The sequence below is a fragment of the Tautonia sp. JC769 genome, assembly GCF_040717455.1.
GTDB lineage: Bacteria > Planctomycetota > Planctomycetia > Isosphaerales > Isosphaeraceae > Tautonia.
This window is the reverse complement of the sequence record NZ_JBFEFH010000008.1, coordinates 90,527-107,471: the sequence shown is the minus strand read 5'-3', so window position 1 is coordinate 107,471 and position 16,945 is coordinate 90,527. Positions and strand designations below refer to the sequence as shown.

Annotated in this window: 11 protein-coding genes; 4 read left to right on the top strand and 7 right to left on the bottom strand. The window is 66.9% G+C overall.

The genetic code is table 11. The features are described from left to right. Positions 1–222 precede the first annotated feature (222 nt). Complete coding sequence (locus tag AB1L88_RS10640; protein WP_367096634.1) at positions 223–2,805, bottom strand: prolyl oligopeptidase family serine peptidase; 2,583 nt, start codon at positions 2,803–2,805, stop codon at positions 223–225. A gap of 300 nt (positions 2,806–3,105) precedes the next feature. Between AB1L88_RS10640 and AB1L88_RS10635 the strand changes: the two genes are divergently transcribed. The 4 genes from AB1L88_RS10635 (at position 3,106) to AB1L88_RS10620 (ending at position 8,303) form a co-directional block, all read left to right on the top strand. Then, complete coding sequence (locus AB1L88_RS10635; RefSeq protein WP_367096633.1) at positions 3,106–4,629, top strand: carboxypeptidase M32; 1,524 nt, start codon at positions 3,106–3,108, stop codon at positions 4,627–4,629. Positions 4,630–4,877: 248 nt separating this feature from the next. Continuing rightward, a complete protein-coding gene (locus tag AB1L88_RS10630) occupies positions 4,878–5,879 on the top strand; it encodes a glycosyltransferase (protein ID WP_367096632.1) in 1,002 nt (333 codons plus the stop codon). Then, complete coding sequence (locus AB1L88_RS10625) at positions 5,876–6,601, top strand: class I SAM-dependent methyltransferase (RefSeq protein ID WP_367096631.1); 726 nt, start codon at positions 5,876–5,878, stop codon at positions 6,599–6,601. Before AB1L88_RS10630 ends, AB1L88_RS10625 begins: the two co-directional genes overlap by 4 nt. A gap of 121 nt (positions 6,602–6,722) precedes the next feature. Continuing rightward, the gene (locus AB1L88_RS10620) at positions 6,723–8,303 is read left to right on the top strand and encodes a serine/threonine-protein kinase (RefSeq protein ID WP_367096630.1); all 1,581 of its coding nucleotides are present in this window, start codon (positions 6,723–6,725) and stop codon (positions 8,301–8,303) included. A 170-nt stretch (positions 8,304–8,473) separates the two neighbouring features. Here the strand turns inward: AB1L88_RS10620 and ggt are convergent, their stop codons facing one another. The 6 genes from ggt to AB1L88_RS10590 form a co-directional block, all read right to left on the bottom strand. Continuing rightward, entirely contained in the window at positions 8,474–10,168 is a 1,695-nt protein-coding gene (ggt, locus tag AB1L88_RS10615) for a gamma-glutamyltransferase (protein ID WP_367096629.1), read from the bottom strand. 60 nt (positions 10,169–10,228) lie between these two features. After that, the gene (locus AB1L88_RS10610; RefSeq protein ID WP_367096628.1) at positions 10,229–10,999 is read right to left on the bottom strand and encodes a hypothetical protein; all 771 of its coding nucleotides are present in this window, start codon (positions 10,997–10,999) and stop codon (positions 10,229–10,231) included. Between the two features lie 183 nt (positions 11,000–11,182). Then, complete coding sequence (locus AB1L88_RS10605) at positions 11,183–12,034, bottom strand: hypothetical protein (RefSeq protein WP_367096627.1); 852 nt, start codon at positions 12,032–12,034, stop codon at positions 11,183–11,185. 33 nt (positions 12,035–12,067) lie between these two features. Next, positions 12,068–12,997 carry a ribokinase gene (locus AB1L88_RS10600; RefSeq protein WP_367096626.1) on the bottom strand — a complete coding sequence of 310 codons (930 nt, stop codon included), beginning with the start codon at positions 12,995–12,997 and terminating at the stop codon, positions 12,068–12,070. A 7-nt stretch (positions 12,998–13,004) separates the two neighbouring features. After that, the gene (locus AB1L88_RS10595; RefSeq protein WP_367096625.1) at positions 13,005–14,342 is read right to left on the bottom strand and encodes a tRNA modification GTPase; all 1,338 of its coding nucleotides are present in this window, start codon (positions 14,340–14,342) and stop codon (positions 13,005–13,007) included. A gap of 123 nt (positions 14,343–14,465) precedes the next feature. Further along, entirely contained in the window at positions 14,466–16,823 is a 2,358-nt protein-coding gene (locus AB1L88_RS10590) for a YidC/Oxa1 family insertase periplasmic-domain containing protein (protein WP_367096624.1), read from the bottom strand. Between the last annotated feature and the right edge of the window lie 122 nt (positions 16,824–16,945).

Sequence of the window (16,945 nt, the reverse complement as noted above, 5' to 3'; positions counted from 1 at the left end):
GCCCGAACCGCTCATTTCTCGACAGGGTTGAACACCCCAGCATGAACGGTGGAATCCCGACTCGTCAGGTCAGGTAGCTCCCAACCGATCGGAATCGCTCGAAAGTCCTCCCTTCCGAAGGCAGCCCGGACCTCCCTTACAGGGTGGCCCAAGCCCGGCTCCGGTCGCAAGTGGCCTTCCCATCGCGTCAACGCCCGGAGACCGCGTCCGATCCCTCACGCATCACATGCCTCCTTCTGTGAGACCGGCGTCGGGAACGTCACCCCGATTCCAATCCGGCGGCTCGACCCCGAGCAAGTGCCGCACGAAGAAATCGCGACGGCGACGATCCCCGTAACGCCCCCCTCCGGCCCCGTGCCCCGCCCCGGGGATGACGAGCAAATCGAAATCCTTCCCCGCTCGGATCAATGCGTCGACCACCTGCATCGTTGACGCGGGATCGACGTTTCGGTCCAACTCGCCGACGGTCAGCAACAATTTCCCGCGCAATCGATGAGCGTTTTCGACGTTCGACGACCGTTCATAGTGCGGCCCGACGGGCCATCCCATCCATTGTTCGTTCCACCAGATTTTATCCATACGGTTATCATGGCAACCGCAATCAGCGACGGCCACCTTGTAGAAGTCCGGGTAAAAGAGCAGGGCCCCCAGCGCATTCTGACCTCCCGCCGATCCTCCGAAGATTCCCACCCGCGACAGGTCCATGTACGGGCGATCGACCGCCGCGGCCTTCATCCAGGCGATGCGATCCGGAAACCCCGCGTCGGCAAGATTCTGCCAGCAGACGTCATGGAATGCCTTCGACCGCCAGTTCGTGCCCATCCCATCGATTTGAACCAGGATAAACCCGAGCTCCGCCAGTTGCTGAGGGCCGTGCAGGGGTGAGAATTCCTTGGGGACGAATGCTCCCTGGGGCCCGGCGTAGATCTGCTCGACGACGGGGTAGGACCGCGTCGGGTCGAAGTCCGAGGGCCCGAAGATGACCCCGTAGATGTCCGTCTCGCCGTCGCGACCCTTGGCCGCGAACCGCTCAGGAACCTGCCATCCGGTCGCCAGTAATCGAGACGCATCCGCGCGTTCCAATTCACAGATCAGCATGCCATCCTCGGCCGATCGCAACTCCGTAATCGGCGGCATGTCGACTCTCGAGTAGGTGTCGATCACGAATCGGCCATCCGGCGAATGCTCGATCGAATGCGTGCCGTCCCCCTCGGTCAGGAGCACGAGGCCACTCCCGTCGAAATTCACCCGGGCGTGGTGTATCTGATACGGGTCCTGATCCGGCACGATTCCCGCCGCTCGGAACCAGATCTGCCGAGCGTCTTCATCCACCCAGTCGACCCCCCGAACCACCCATTCTCCCCGAGTGACCCGATGCTTCAAGCCGCCGGTCTGCGCATCGAACAGATAGAGATGGTTCCAACCATCACGCTCCGAGGCCCAGAGAATCTCCCCCGTCCCGTCCAGATACCGGCAAAAGTACTTCTGGCTGTAGTCAATGAACGTCTCGCTCGCCTCCTCGACGAGGGTGCGAACCCCTCCCGTCGCCGCATCGACCGCAAGAATCCTGAGATGCTGGTGCCCTCGCTCGTTAAAGACGAAGGTGAATCGAGACGAGTCCGGTGACCATCGCACGTCGTTGATGCGCCAGGGATTGGCGAACAACGAGTCGGAAATCGGGACTTCTTCACGCTCCTCGATCTTGAACAGATGCGGCCTGGAAATCGCGACCTGATCGCCTGGCTTGAGGTACTCATAGGAGTCGAGCTTCGGCTGAACCTGGTCCCGGGGCGACGACTCGATGAGATACACCCTTCGATCGTCCCCCTTCGCCCTCCGCATGGCGACGAGCTTTCGCGAGTCGGGTGCCCAGTAGACCCGATCCTCATATCCGTCCTCCTCCGTGCCTTCCCGGGTGAGTCGGAACTCGTCGCCCGACTCCCGATCACGCACCACCACGTTATGATCCTGGACCGATGCCTCCCACCGGCCGTCCGGAGACAGATTCGCGGTCGCTCGGTCCGACCGCCGCCGGCTCGGCCGTTCTCGGGGAGGGGGGGGCGGCTCGCCCTGGATTCCCGTCACCTCGAACCGGGAAGGCTGGTCCTCCGCCTCGAACCGGTCGATCTCAACCCCTTCCCCATCCTCGATCGACCAGACATGCCCCCCGAAGGTGTGCTGCCGACGCTCCCCGCCGGGCAGAATCGACCCGTACGATCGCGAGCGGCCCGATGGGTCGAGCCAGACCAAGGTGATGGAATCCTCAGTACGATTCACAACGACGATTTCCGTCTCCTGCCCGGTTCGTCGACTGGCCCGAGGGACCGACTCCCAGCGGCGAGCGGCCGGCCGATCGGTCCCGTCCGAGACCTCCAGCTCCCCTGTCTCGGCATCGAGCCGCCACCACGAATCCGCCGCTCGGAACAGCATCGAATGATGATCGTCGGCCCATTCGAGCCGATCCATCGGCAATCGATCCTGCTCAACCGCCTCCCCCGTGGCCTCGGCCAGCGACCTGGCGAGTTGCTCATGGTCGAACGCCGGCCGCCGAATCCCCCGATCGGGCTCGACCACGACGAATTCACGCCTGCCATCGTGAAGGTCATTCCGATACCAGAACCGAGAGCAATCCTGCGACCAGTGCGGTCGAATCCGGGTCTTGAAGACCGTCCCTCGGATCCTGCCCGGCAGCTCATCGGCCCGACGATAATCGGCCAGAGTTCCCTGGGCCTCGGCCGGAGGAGCCATCGCCGCGACGACCAGACCAATGACCGCGACCGCCAGATAGGGTTGCAACCTGCTCATCGGGATCCGTACTCCAGGGGTCTCAACGTGCGAAGCCGCCAATCGCGTTGGACGCTCAGTTCGCTTGCATGATTGTGCGCCCCGTTTCGCGAAACATCGAGTGTCCGCGACGATTCTCCTCGACCCGGGGTCTTCGTTCTCCCGCCCCAATCCCGCCCGGTTTCCCCTCGTGCCCCGGGCATCGCGACGCGAACGACTTGATCGAACACCTCGGAATCGCTCAGAATCCCCATGCTCACCCTGGTCCTGTTCAAGGGCGTGCGCTCGGCACCGCCCCGCTTTTCCCAAGGAGTTTCCGACGTGGACGCGAAGGCCGCTTACGACGAGTTGATTCAACGGAGCCGCGAGTGGTCCACCCTCGCCTCGTGCGCGGCCTTGCTTTCCTGGGATGAACAAACCTATCTGCCGGACGGCGGCTCTGCGTTCCGCGGCGAACAGCTTGGCATGCTCGCCGGCCTCGAGCACGAACGCGCCACCGACCCCAGGATCGAAGCCTTGCTCCACTCCGTCGAGGAGTCCGACCTGATCGCCGACCCTCAGGCCCCCGAGGCCGTCAACGTCCGGGAACTCCGGCGAGCCTTCAATCGGAAGGCCAAGTTGCCCCGCGAACTGGTCGAGGAACTGGCCCGCGTCACCTCGACGGCGCAACACGAATGGGTTGCGGCGCGTCGTGCCCGCGATTTCCCGAGATTCCTCCCCTGGCTCGATCGGATCGTCACCCTCAAGCGACGCGAGGCCGAATGTGTCGGCCACGAATCGGGCGACCTGTACGATGCGCTCCTCGATGAGTACGAGCCGGGGGCCACCGCCGCCACACTCTCCACGCTCTTCTCCGGCCTGCGTTCCGACCTCATACCGCTGGTCCAGGCCATCGCCGGGTCATCAAGCCGTCCCGATCCGTCGATCCTCCGGGGAACCTTCCCGATCGAGACGCAGCGCACCCTCGGGGAGCTCGTTGCCGCCTCAATCGGGTTCGATTTCGACCGGGGGCGCCTCGACACCTCGGCCCACCCGTTCTGTTCGGGGATCGCGCCGGGAGACTGCCGGATCACCACCCGCTATCGCCCCGACGACTTCGAGGAATCGTTCTTCGGGGTCTTGCACGAGGTCGGCCACGGTCTCTACGAGCAGGGGCTCCCCCCCGATCGCTTCGGCACCCCGATGGGAGAATCCGTCTCGCTCGGCATCCACGAGTCGCAATCGAGGCTCTGGGAAAACCTCGTGGGCCGCGGGCGGGCCTTCTGGATCTTCTGGTTCCCCATCGTCAAGCGCCTCTTCCGCGGCGTGCTCGGCTCCGCGGATCTCGACAAATTCCACCGCGCCGTGAACCGGGTCGAGCCGTCCTTGATCCGCACCCAGGCCGACGAAGTCACCTACAATCTCCACATCATGATTCGTTTCGACCTCGAACGGGCCTTGCTTTCGGGCGACCTCCCCCCGGCCGAGCTCCCGGGAGCGTGGGACGATGCCTACCGCCGCGACCTCGGCGTCGTCGCCCCCGATGTCGCCGACGGCTGCCTCCAGGACGTTCACTGGGCGGCCGGCCTGATCGGGTATTTCCCGACCTACTCGCTCGGGAACGTCTACGCCGCCCAACTGTTCGACGCGGCGTCCCGATCCCTTGGCGATCTCGACACGCTCCTGTCCCGAGGCGACACCCAACCCTTGCTCGACTGCCTCCGCCACCGGATCCACCATCACGCCCGTCGCTATCGACCTGCGGATCTCATCGCGGAGGCCACCGGATCCGCCCCCGACTCGAGACCCTTGATCCAGTCGCTTCGCTCCCGCTACGGCGACGCTTACGGGCTCTCGGGAATCTAAAATCCGCGTGATGTCGCAGCCCTCGGGCCGGCCCGGATCTCCTCGCCTCGAATCGCGCTTGCGAGGTTCCAGGCCTTGTGGTACGACCATCATCATCGATCGGGAGCGGCGCGGGACACTCCGGCCTTGAGGCACAACGGATGATGCCTCGAATCCCCGATCGATCCAGGTAAACCGTTTCCGACCCCACATCGGCCGGCCCCCGACATCCCCGGAGGACCGTCGGCCCCGGGAGGCCGATCCCCCCGATGAGTGCTCTCGACGACCTCGACGCACGAACGGCGGGCAATCCGCTCGTCATCATGATCCCCGTCTTCAACGATTGGGTCGCCCTCGACTTGCTCCTCCCGGAAATCGACCGCGTCCTGCAAGCGCACCGACTGTCGGCAGACGTCCTCGTGATCGACGACGGCTCGTCCACGGAACCCCAGCACGCGGCCCGGTCCTATCAGGCCATCGGGCGTGTCCAGATCCTCCCCTTGAAGCGAAACCTGGGGCATCAGCGCGCCATCGCCATCGGCCTCGCCGTGGTCGCCGATCAGTTGTCGGCATGCCAGACCCTCGTCGTGATGGATGGCGACGGGGAAGACGACCCCCGCGACATCCCCCGGATGCTCGATCGTTATCGCGCCGAGCATCGCCGGAAAATCGTCTTCGCCGACCGCACCCGCCGCTCCGAGTCCCTGAAATTCCGATTCTTCTACCACCTCTACCGCATGGCCCACCGACTCCTGACCGGTTTCGATGTCCGGGTCGGCAATTTCAGCGTCATCCCGCGATCGGTGCTCGATCGCCTGGTGGTCGTCTCGGAGCTCTGGAATCATTACGCCGCCGCCGCGTTCAATTCGAGACAGCCGCATTGCAGCGTCCCGACGGTCCGAGCCCGCCGCTTGCACGGCAAGCCCACCATGAACTTCGTCCGCCTCGTCGTCCACGGGCTGAGCGCCATCTCGGTCCACAGCGAATTGATCGGCGTGCGCATGCTGATGGTCGCATTCGTGCTCATCCTGCTGGTGCTCCTCGGCGCCGTGGCCGCCGTCATCGTGCGACTGGTGACGCCGCTGGCCATCCCCGGCTGGGCCACCACGGCGGTCGGCATCTCGCTCGTGCTCCTCGCCCAGGCGGTCATGCTGGCGCTCTTGTTCTGCTTCGTAACCCTCAGCGGGAGGCAAGGGCTGACGTTCCTGCCCATCCGCGATTACCGCTATTTCGCCGCCCCGCTTCGCAATCTTTATCCGGGTGAATCATGAGCCAGTACACCTACGAGGGTTCGGAGCTTGACCTCTTTGCCGACGCCCGGGTCTGGAAGTCCAACCTCCGGCGCCAGCTTGCCCCGTTCCTCGGCGCCGAGGTGCTTGAGGTCGGCGCCGGGTTCGGCGGGACGACCCGGTTCCTGTGCAAGGGCAATCACCGGCGATGGGTGTGCCTGGAGCCGGACGAGGCCCTCGCCGATCGGCTCTCCGCGTCCATAGCCGACGGCTCGTTGCCGCCGTGCTGCCGGGTCTCCGTCGGCACGACGGCGGATCTCTCCGACGACTCCTTCGATTCGATCCTCTACATCGACGTGGTCGAACACATCGAACACGACGCCGAGGAACTCGCCCGGGCTGCGGCCCTGTTGAAGCCGGGCGGGCATCTCGCGGTCCTCTCGCCGGCCCATCAGTGGCTCTTCACCCCGTTCGACCAGGCGATCGGCCATTACCGACGCTACAGCAAGCGATCGCTCGCCGCCCTCTCCCCCCCCGGGCTGGATCGCGTCCGCCTGCGGTATCTCGACACGGCCGGTCTGCTCGCCTCGCTCGGCAATCGCCTGGTCCTGAACAGCGCCATGCCCAACCCCAGGCAGATCGCCTTCTGGGACCGCTATCTGGTCAGGGCTTCTCGCGTGGTCGACCCCTTGCTGAATTATCGGCTCGGCAAATCGGTCCTCGGCATCTGGAAGCGTCCCGCGGAAGGCGCCTCTTCGGCCTGACGCCGGATCGTCCAAGGCCCGCGATCACCACTGGTTCTTCACGCGTCAATGCGCGATAATCGGCGAACGTTGCCCGACACCTCGGACCGTTGAACCCATCCAGCCTGCGCAGCGTTTCGAAATGAATCACGATCCGACTCCCTCATCTCTGGGTTCGGTCCAGGCTGCGCCGGTCGGTGACTCCGCGCCGGAGGACTACGAGACGCCCGATCTCCGGGACACGGCCACCATCTCCCCCGATGCCCTCCCCAGCCAGGATGACGGCTTCACGCTCCGAGACGAACCGCCCCGGTCGCTCATCGCCGTGGCCCGCGACTTCGGCAAGTACCAGCTCATTTGCGAGCTGGGCCGCGGCGGCATGGGGGTGGTCTACAAGGCGAGGCAGAAGGATCTCGAGCGCATCGTCGCCTTGAAGATGATCCTGTCGAGCCACCTGGCCTCGCACGAGCAGATCGCCCGCTTCTACGCCGAAGCCCGATCGGCGGCCCGGCTCCGAGACCCGAGCATCGTCGGCATCTACGAGGTCGGCGAGCACCGGGGCCAGCACTTCTTCACCATGGAGTACGTCGCCGGCAGGAGCCTGGCCCAGGTGATCCGGGAGTGCCGCCCCGGGATCGAGGAGACGGCTCGGCTGGTGATGATCGTCGCCCGAGCCGTCCACTACCTCCACCGCCAGGGGATGATCCACCGCGACCTGAAACCCTCCAATATCCTGATCGATGAGGCCGGCAACCCCAACGTCTCCGACTTCGGGCTGGCCAAGCTCCTCGAAACCGAAGACGCGATGACGGCCTCGAACGCCATCGTCGGCACCCCCGGCTACATGGCCCCCGAGCAGGCAGCAGGCAAGGGGCACGACGTCGGCCCGAGCAGCGACATCTACAGCCTGGGCGCGATCCTCTACGAATGCCTGACCGGTCGGCCCCCGCACGACGGCCAGGCCGCGCTCGAGACCCTCGTCCAGGTCATCGAGGGGGAACCGCCCCAGCCCCGAGACCTCAACCCGGCGATCCCCCGACCGCTGGAGAAGATCTGCCTCAAGTGCCTTGAGAAGGACCCGGTCGACCGCTACGCCTCGGCCGGCGACCTCGCCGACGACCTCGACCATTTCCTCCGGGGTGAGCCCGTCGAGGCGACCCGGGGGGGCCCCTGGCACCGCCTCCGTCGCTGGGCCCGCCGCGAGCCGGCCCTCGCCTCCCGACTGGGCACCATGGCCGCCTGCGGCCTGATCGTGTACCTGAACCACACCCTGATCACCTCCACCCGATCGGCGTCGTCTCGCTCCATCGCCATGGTGGTCATCTGGGCCCTCGCCTCGTTTCTCTGCCAGCGACTCCTGCACCGGCAACGCTGGGCGACCCTGGCCCGCTATGCCTGGTCGGCCCTCGATGTCCTGCTCTTCAGCCTGCTCGTCTACGAGATCCAGGGGTTGAACACCGCGCTCGTCTCCGGCTACTTCCTCCTGGTCTCGGCCTCGGGGCTCTGGTTCCAGGAGCGGACGGTCTGGCTCACCACCTTCCTCTCGGTCGCCGGCTATGCGGCGCTCGCCATCAGGGAGGGACTCCCCGAGCAGGGTTACGACGCCCCTTACCGACACTTCGTCTTCGCCTCGGCCCTCGCGGCGTCAGGGTTCGTGGTCTCCTATCAGGTGCGCCGGGTCCGGGCCTTGAGCAGTTATTACGTCCACCGCCCGTTACCCTAGCCGATCGATCCACTCCCGCTCTCGATCCGGCTCGATTCGCCGCATGGAAACCCATCGCCGATCGAACTCCCCCGCATCGACCCGATGCCCTGGACGCATCGGGTCGAGCGAGTGCTTCGCTCGCGTCCGCGACCTCCGCGGCAAGCTTCGACTCGGGCCCGCGGTCGGCCTCAATAGCCGATCGCCGCGCCGTCCTTCCGGGGGTCGGAACCTCCCTGAAGTACCCCTCGCTCCAGGTCGATCCGAATCGCCTGATACCCGCCGTAGCTTCCCGGGCGATCGTCGATCCGGTGCCCCTTCGCCTCCAGGGCCTCCCGCACCTCCGGCCCGATCCCCGATTCCAGCGAGACGGCCCCGCCCCCCTCGCCCGGTTGCCCCGTCGGCTCCGATGAGCCGAAGTGACGGAACCGAGCAGCCTCCCCGGCCTCCTGGACGTCCATGCCGAAATCAATCATGTTGCAGAGCACTTGCACATGCCCTTGCGGCTGCATGTCGCCGCCCATCACGCCGAAACTCAGCCAGGGTTTCCCGTCCTTCGTCACGAAGGCGGGGATGATCGTGTGGAACGGCCGCTTCCCCGGCTCCAGCCGGTTCGCGTGCGAGGGATCGAGCGCGAACCAGGAGCCCCGATTCTGCAACGGAAACCCGAGGCCCCGCACCACGTGCTGCGAGCCGAAGCTGTGGAAATTGCTCTGGATCAGGCTCACACAGTTGAAGTCCTTGTCAACGACCGTGAGGTAAATCGTATCCCCTTGCTGCATCGGTCCCGGTTCAAGCTCCGTCATCGCCCGCTCCGGATCGATCAGGGCCGCTCTCCCTTCGGCGTATGCCTTCGAGATCAGTCGATCGACCGGTACTTCCGCGAAGGCCGGATCCGCGTAATAGGTCGCCCGGTCCTCGAAGGCGAGCTTCTTGGCCTCGATCATCAGGTGCAGCGTCTCGGCCGTATTATGGCCGAGGCTCGCCAGGTCGAAGGGTTCGAGGATATTCAGCATCTGCAACGCCGCGATCCCCTGGCCGTTCGGCGGCAGCTCCCAGACGTCGTAACCCCGATAGTTGGTCGAGACGGGATCAACCCATGTGCTCTCATGGCTCGCGAAGTCGTCCAGCGTGAACAGGCCCCCGACCTCGTCCGAGTACGCCACGATCGCCTTCGCCGGCCCCCCCCGATAGAACGCCGCCGCGCCTTCCTCCGCGATGACCCGCAGCGTCCGGGCCAGGTCCGGATTCCGGAAGACGTCCCCGAATCCGGGGGCCTTGCCACCGGGGAGCAAGCATTCCGCCGACGACGTCACCTCCGCAAGCCGCGCCTCGTCGTCCTTCCAGTTCGCGGCGATCACCTCACTGATCGGGAATCCGCCCTCGGCATACCGAATGGCCGGGGCCAGCAAGTCCGCGAAAGGGACCGACCCGAATCGCTCGTGCAAGGTCGCCCAGCCGTCCACGCAACCGGGAACCGACCAGCTCAGCGGACCATACACCGGCACATACTCATGCCCTTGAGACCGATACAATTCGATCGACGCACGCCCCGGAGCGCGGCCGGACGCATTCAATCCGTGCAGCTTGCCCGACTTCGCGTCCCAGACGATGGCGAACAGGTCGCCACCGATCCCGCATGACATCGGCTCGACGACCCCGATCACCGCGTTCGCGGCGATCGCCGCATCGATCGCATTGCCGCCTTCCTGCAACACGCGGATGGCCGCCTGGACGGCGAGCGGTTGGCTCGACGCCGCCATCCCGTGTCGGGCTAGGACGGCCGACCGGCTCTTGTGGATCGGCCCGGTCGGGCGGTCGTGGGCATGGGCGAGGTTGGTCATGGTGGCAACGAGCAGCAGGGCCGGCAACGGCAAGCGATTCATGATGGTGATGCTCCGAGGACGATGAGGAAGACTCGATCGTCACGTCGAAACCCGACCATATCAAGGCTCCGTCGACCCCGTCCGGCCAAATCGATCGTGGCGACCGTATCGACTTCGCCGCCGGCTCTCCTCCAGAAAGTAGTTCTCGTCGCGCAGGATCTGCACCTCGTTCTCGAGCCAGCGGAGCCGATTGGCCAGCTCTTCCACGGCGGTCTCCACGTCGCGTTTCCCCTCGTCGAAGTCGCTCAGTCGGCGCCGATCACGCTCGAAGGCGAGGCGGGCCGCGTCCCGTTCAGCCTCCATCAGGTCGCGCCAGATCCGCGAATCGGCCACCCGGTAGAAGGCCTGTTGCAAGGCCATGGGCGAGCTCAATCCGTCCCGCACCGCCTGGAGGAAATTCTCCTGACTGGCGAGTTCCGAATCGACCTGCAACTCGGCGGCCCTGAGTCGTGCCTCCTGGGCCTGGAGCCGAATTTGGGACGCGAGCATATCCCCCTCGATCGCGGCCCGCAGTTCGTCGACATCCGGCTCGGGGCTCCGAGCCATCACCCGCCGTCGCATCGCGTCGAGCATCCGAGCCAACTGCGCCCGCTCGGCCTGACGCGACTCGAGCTGCGATTCGGCGTCCGCGACGCGGACCTCGAGGATCTGCACCTGTCGCGGGGCCACCCCGCCGATGCGTTGCTGCCTCCGGTTCTCCTCCAGGATCATTCGCTCCAGTTCGAGGAACCGTTCCGCCTCCCGGACCCGAACGTCCCGGACCCGGAGCCGGTTCTCCAGCAATTGTAGCCGCTCCCGGATCGTGTCGGACACGTCGGCGGGGATCTCCACCTCCGGGCCTCCCCCGGGTCCCCCCGCCGTCTCCGAATCGGTGACCGGGGGCTGGGGCTCCGATGGCTCCTGACGTCCCGTCGGGCCCTCGCCCCACATCGAGACAGCCAACACGATCGAGCAGAGCAAAGTCATGGCGAGACTCCCGGTGGCCAAGGTCGCCTGCGTGAGCCGGCAATCGGATCAGGGCATACGATTCCGAAGCCCTTGCAACTCCCAGTGGACCTGGTAGAGATCGTCCCGGAGGATCTCGACCAGCGACTCCAGCGCATTGACCCGAGCCGACAGATCCTCCGATCCGGGCCGATTGACGAGCGGGTCGCTCGCCTCCGGGTCGTCGAATTGCTGGAGGCGCCGCGTCGCCCGATCGAGCACCAGGCGGGCGACATCGCGCTCGGCGATCATCGTATCGCGCCGGGCGGCCGCCTCGGACACGCGATGCGACGCCTGGCGGATCCGGCCCGGCCCCTCAGTACCCCTCCGGACCGATTCGCGGAACTGCTCGCGTTGATGTTCCTCGGCCGAGAGCTGGGCCTCGGCGGCCTCCACGCGCGCCTCTCGGGCACGCAACCGGGCCTCTCGAATCCGCACCTCGTCGTCGAGCCGGGCCCGCTGCTCGTCCAGGTCCGGTTCCGGGCTGGGCGAGTCGGCAATCCGCCGAACCTGCTCCAGCCGGATCGCCAGCTCATCGCGGTCCGCCCGTCGGGCCTCGACCAGGGCCTCGGCCCCGACCAGCCGCGCCTCGGCCTCCTCGACCATCCGGGCGGGGATCCCCCCGGCCTCGCGACGCTCGCGGAGTGCCTGGAGGATGTCCCGCTCGAATCCGACCTGCCGGTCCGCCTCGCTCACGCGCGTCTCTCGGACCCGAAGCATGGCCTCGAGCATGGCGAGGTCTTCGGCCAGTTCCCGGGAATATTCCCGGTCCGCCCCCGCCTCTTGCCCGTCCGCCGGGGGCTCGGGGACCGCGTCCTGGCCGTGAACGACCGGCGCCAGCGCCACGAGACCGAGGAAAGCCTGTGCGATCCTGCCGACCATCGATCACCTCCCGTCAATGACTTGCGCAGGGAATCATCTTTCGGCGAGCACCTGTTCAATCTCTTGCCTGCTTGCCAGGCCACCCTGAGCACCGGGCCGGGTGACCGCCAGCGATCCGGCCGCGCAGGCGAAGACCGCGGCATCGACCGGGCCGAGCCCTTCGGCCAGGGCCACCGCCAGCGCCCCGTTGAACGCATCACCCGCGCCGACCGTGTCCACCGCCCTGACCTCCGGGGCCGGCACGAGGTTCTGACCCCAGTCGCGGCCGAGCACCAGGCACCCCCGGGCCCCCAGCGTGACGATGACCCCGCACCCTCCCCGGTCCCGGAGTACCTTGGCCGCCTCGATCGCCTGCTCGACCCGCCCTGCCGGCAGGGCGGCCAGCTCGGCCGCCTCTTCCTGATTCGGCGTGAGGAAGTCGACATGCGAGAGGATACCGTTCTCCAGGATCGCCCGATCGGCCGGCGCCGGGTTCAGGACGGTCGTCATGCCCCTCGCCTTCGCTCGGGCCAGGCCGCGGGCCACCGTCGCCACCGGCACCTCCAGGCAGGCGAGCAGGACGCCGCCGGCCGGGAACGCCCCATCGGGCAGGGCGTCGATGTCCTCCGGGGTCAGATGGGCGCTGGCTCCCGGGGCGACCCCGATGAGGTTCGACCCGTCGTCCCCCACGAAGATCAAGGCGACCTGATTCGCCTCGCCCGCCACCGTCCGGGCGAAGCTCAGGTCGATCCCCTCCTTCCGGTCGTGCTCGACGAGCGATCGGCCGAAGTCGTCGTCTCCCAGGGCGGTCAGGAAGGTCACCTCGGCCCCGGCCCGCCGCGCCGCGATCGCCGCATTGGCCCCCTTGCCCCCCGGCCCCCGGAGCAATTCGCCGCCCAGCAGGGTCTCCCCCGGCCGGGGGAGCCTCGGCAGGCGGATCGTCAAATCGTAACCACTCGATCCGAGCACGACGACGCGGGGCATGTCAGACTCACTTGCCGATGCAGAACCGCCGGAAGATACGATCCAGGATAGCGTCGTCGATCTCGGCGCCAATGACCCGCCCGAGTTCCTCGACCGCGTCGCGCAGGTCGACCGCCACCAGTTCGTCCCCCGCATCGAGGCGAATCGCCTCGGCGGCGTGCCCCATCGCCTTCGACGCCCGCACCAGGCCGTCGCGGCATCGGGCCGAGGTCAACCCCGCCGGGTCGTGTTCGGCGGCCCCCGCCCGAATCATTCCGGCGATCTCATATTTCAAGAATTCAAGCCCCTGTCCGGTCGCCGCGCTGGTGGCGATGGCCCCCACGGGAGGGGCCTGGACCGAGCGATCCGCCTTGGTCCAGACGATCAGTCTCGGTCGGTCATCGGGCGATTCCACCCCGTGCGACGCATCGCCCGATCGGCAATCGAGCAGGAGGTCCGCCCCCGCCGCCTGGGCGGCCCGGAGGGCCTGGGCCTCGGCCTCGATCGGATCCAGCGTCTCATCGATCCCGGCCGTGTCGATCAGCTCGACCTGCAGCCCGTCGCACGACACCGGGGCCGAGAGATAATCGCGAGTCGTCCCGGCCACCGGAGACACCAGGGCATGATCGGCACCCGTCAGCGCATTGAACAGGCGGCTCTTCCCGGCGTTCGGCGGCCCGACCAGCACCACTCGGGGCATCCCGGACGGCCGATCACGCCCCCGGAGCCGATCGGCCAGCCTCGCGATTTCGCCTGCGTCGCGGGCCAGGTCGTCGGCCAACCGCCTGCGACCGATCGGGTCCACGTCCGCCTCGTCCACGAAATCGAGCCCCGCCTCCAGGTGAGCGAGCGTGTCGATCAGGCGATCCCTGACCCGCTCGATCGGCCCGGCCAGCCCCCCGGCGAGCTGCTGCAAGGCCGACTCGACCTGGGCCGACGATTGCGAGTCGATGACCGCCAGGACCGCCTCGGCCTGCGTCAGGTCGATCCGCCCCGAGAGGAACGCCCGCAGCGTGAACTCTCCCGGCTCGGCCAGCCGTGCCCCCCGGTCGAGACAGCACCCGAGCACCCGGCGGAGCAGGGGGGGCGAACCGGTCGTGTGAATCTCGGCCATCGGCTGCCCGGTGTAGGTCCGGGCCCCGGGCCAGAACGTCACCGACGCATCCAGCGGCAGGCCGTCCAGGTCGATCGTCCCCGATCGCCAGGACGGGCGGCTCTGCTCCGGCTCCTCGCCTCCGTCCAGGCACACGACGGCGCGAGCAATCGCCGGAGCCTCCTGCCCCGAAAGCCTCACCAGCCCCCGCAAGGCAGGCCCGGGGGGGCTGGCAATCGCCGCGATCGTGTCGATCGTGTCAAACGAGTCCATCGCGAGTTCGGCTCACCGGGGCCGGACAACGATGCGGTACCGACACACCCACCCGATTCCCCCTCCGCAGGCGAGGCAGAACGGACTCGACCCGCCCGTCCCGCTTCCCCCCCGGGTCGATGCTCAGCGACGCTTGCCCGGCTTGGACCGTTTCTTGTTGGGGTGCGATCGACCGGGCTCGGGGGCGGGAGCCTTCCCCGAGCGTTCCAGCTCGCGCCGCCTCCGATCCAGTTCCTCGCGGCGGTAGGTCGTTTCCTTCGAGGCTTCCTGGATCAGGTCGTTCAGCTTCCGCGAGAGCCACCCGCCCGATCCGCCTTTGGAGTCAGGCCCCTTGCCGTTGCCGCCGGGACCCCGGCCCTTGCCGTCGCGGTCGGTGCCTTCCTCGCCGTCCGTGTCGATCGTCGTCGCCTTGCTCACCTTCGGCAGCAGCAATCGCTCGCTGATCGACCAGACGCTACTGGTGATGAAGTACAACGCCAGGCCCGCCGGGACGCGATAGAACATGAGCATCATGAAGACCATCATGAACTTCATGATCCGCTGCTGAGCTTCTTGCTCCGGCGTGGTGGCCGGCGGGGTGAACAGCTTCATCTGGAGCAAAAACAGGCCGATCACCCCGAGCGGCAGGAGGTTGAAGTAGGGCCCCAGCAGCGGCAGCGTGAACGGCAGCTTGAACAGCATGTCCGGCGCGGCCAGGTTGTCGATCCACAGGAATTGCGCCTGCCTGAGCGACACGCTGACGTTCAAAACCCGCCAAAGCGTCATGAAGATCGGGATCTGGATGAACACCGGCAGGCAGCCGCCGAGCGGGTTGATGCCGTGCTTGCGGTACAGGGCGAAGGTTTCCTGGGCGATCTTCTCGCGATCGTCCTTGTACTTGTCGCGCAGGGCCGCCATGTGCGGGGCGAGGTCCTGCATCTTCTTGGCCGAGGCCGCCTGCTTGCGGCTCAGCGGGAACAGGGCCAGCCGGACCGCGACCGTCAGCAAGATGATCGCGATGCCGTAACTCCCCCGCGTCCCGCCGAACCAGCCGGCGATCGTCTCCGTCAGGGAGTAAATCCCCGCCAGCAACGGGATGATGATGTAGACCGACAGCAGCGCGACGATCGGATCGACGATCGCCCAGATCATGTCCAGCAACCAGCCGATGACCGGGATCCGGCCCACCTGCCGATAAATCCCCAGCTCTCCCGCGCCGAACGGCAGCAGCGCCGTCTCGGTCTTCGGGCCCGCGAAAATGTCATACGAATGCGTCGTCGTCGATCCCGGCTCGACCTCGACCGGCTTCGAGACGAGATCCACCGCCACGTCGGCCTTCTTCAGCTCGCGAGGATCCGAGTCCACCACCGTCATGACCGCCTCGGCCACCTGATCGGCCGGCGCCTTCGGCTTCAAGAAGGTGGCGAAGTACTGGTTCTCGACGCCCGCGAAGACGGTCGGATAGACGTTATTGATGTACTCGCCGGGATTCTTCGCCACGTCATACGACGAATAGGTCCAGACCTCGACCGTATCTCCTTCCTTCCCCTTGCCGAAGTAGGCATTGCGGAAGGTATGCGTGTACCATTCCCCCTCGATCGGAATGCCCGACGGCCCATCCAGGCGGTAGAGCAGTTCCCTGGCCTCGCCTGCCCCTTCCGGCAGCTCGAAGTCCAGGTCGAGCGCGACGGCATCGGTCCCCTTCAGCAAGCGATACGTCTTCGTGACGATGACCGGGGGCAGGTCGGCCGGCTCGCTCAACGTCGTGCGGAAGCTCAGCTCCTGGCCGATCTCGTTGCCCTGCTCGTCCCGGACGATCGCGACCGGATCGGCCCCGGCCCGGGCCGCCTCCTCCAGCTCGTCGAAGGGGACGCCGTCGACCAGCACCTGCCACGGGCGCCGATCCAGGTCGGAAATCGGCCGGAAGAAGCCGTCTTCCGTCACGTACAGCATCTGCAAGGCCAGGGGTCGATGCTCGGGGATGACCGATCGCACCAGCGTCATCGGCCGTTCGCGAGGCTCGCCCTCCTCGTACTCGGCGTTGTGCAGCGCAGAGACCATGCTGCGGACGCTCGCCCCCCGCTGGTCGGCCACCACCTGCAGATGGTAGCCGTCCGCCGCCGATTCCTCGACCGAGCCGAGCACCAGCAACCCTGGGTCCACCTCGGCGGCCGGTCGATCCTGCTCGACCGCTTCCGCGTCCGCCCCCGTCACCGCGGCGGGATCGCCCGCGCCCGCCTCGTCTCCGGCCGCATCCGCCTCAGGGCCATCCCCGGCCGTTCCCTCGGCGTCGGCCACGGTCGCCGCGTCGGCCGGCTCATCGCCGCCCGCTTCGGCCGGGTCAGCCTTCGCCGCCTGCGGCGCCTCGGGCTCGACCTCGCGCTCGGGAAGCAGGCCGAGGCGGCTGAGCGTGTAGTTCGTCCCGGTGATCAGGATCAGCGACAAGATCATGAACAGGAACAGTCGCTTCGGATCCTGGTTGGGATTCGGCTCGGTGCTCATCGGCTCGGGAACCTTGGGATCAGGGGATCAACGGAGGAAGAGGCAAGGCAAGCAGGACGGGGGGGAGGACTCGTCGATCAATCCAACTCACCGTGGGCAATTCGACGGGGGCGGCTCGTTCG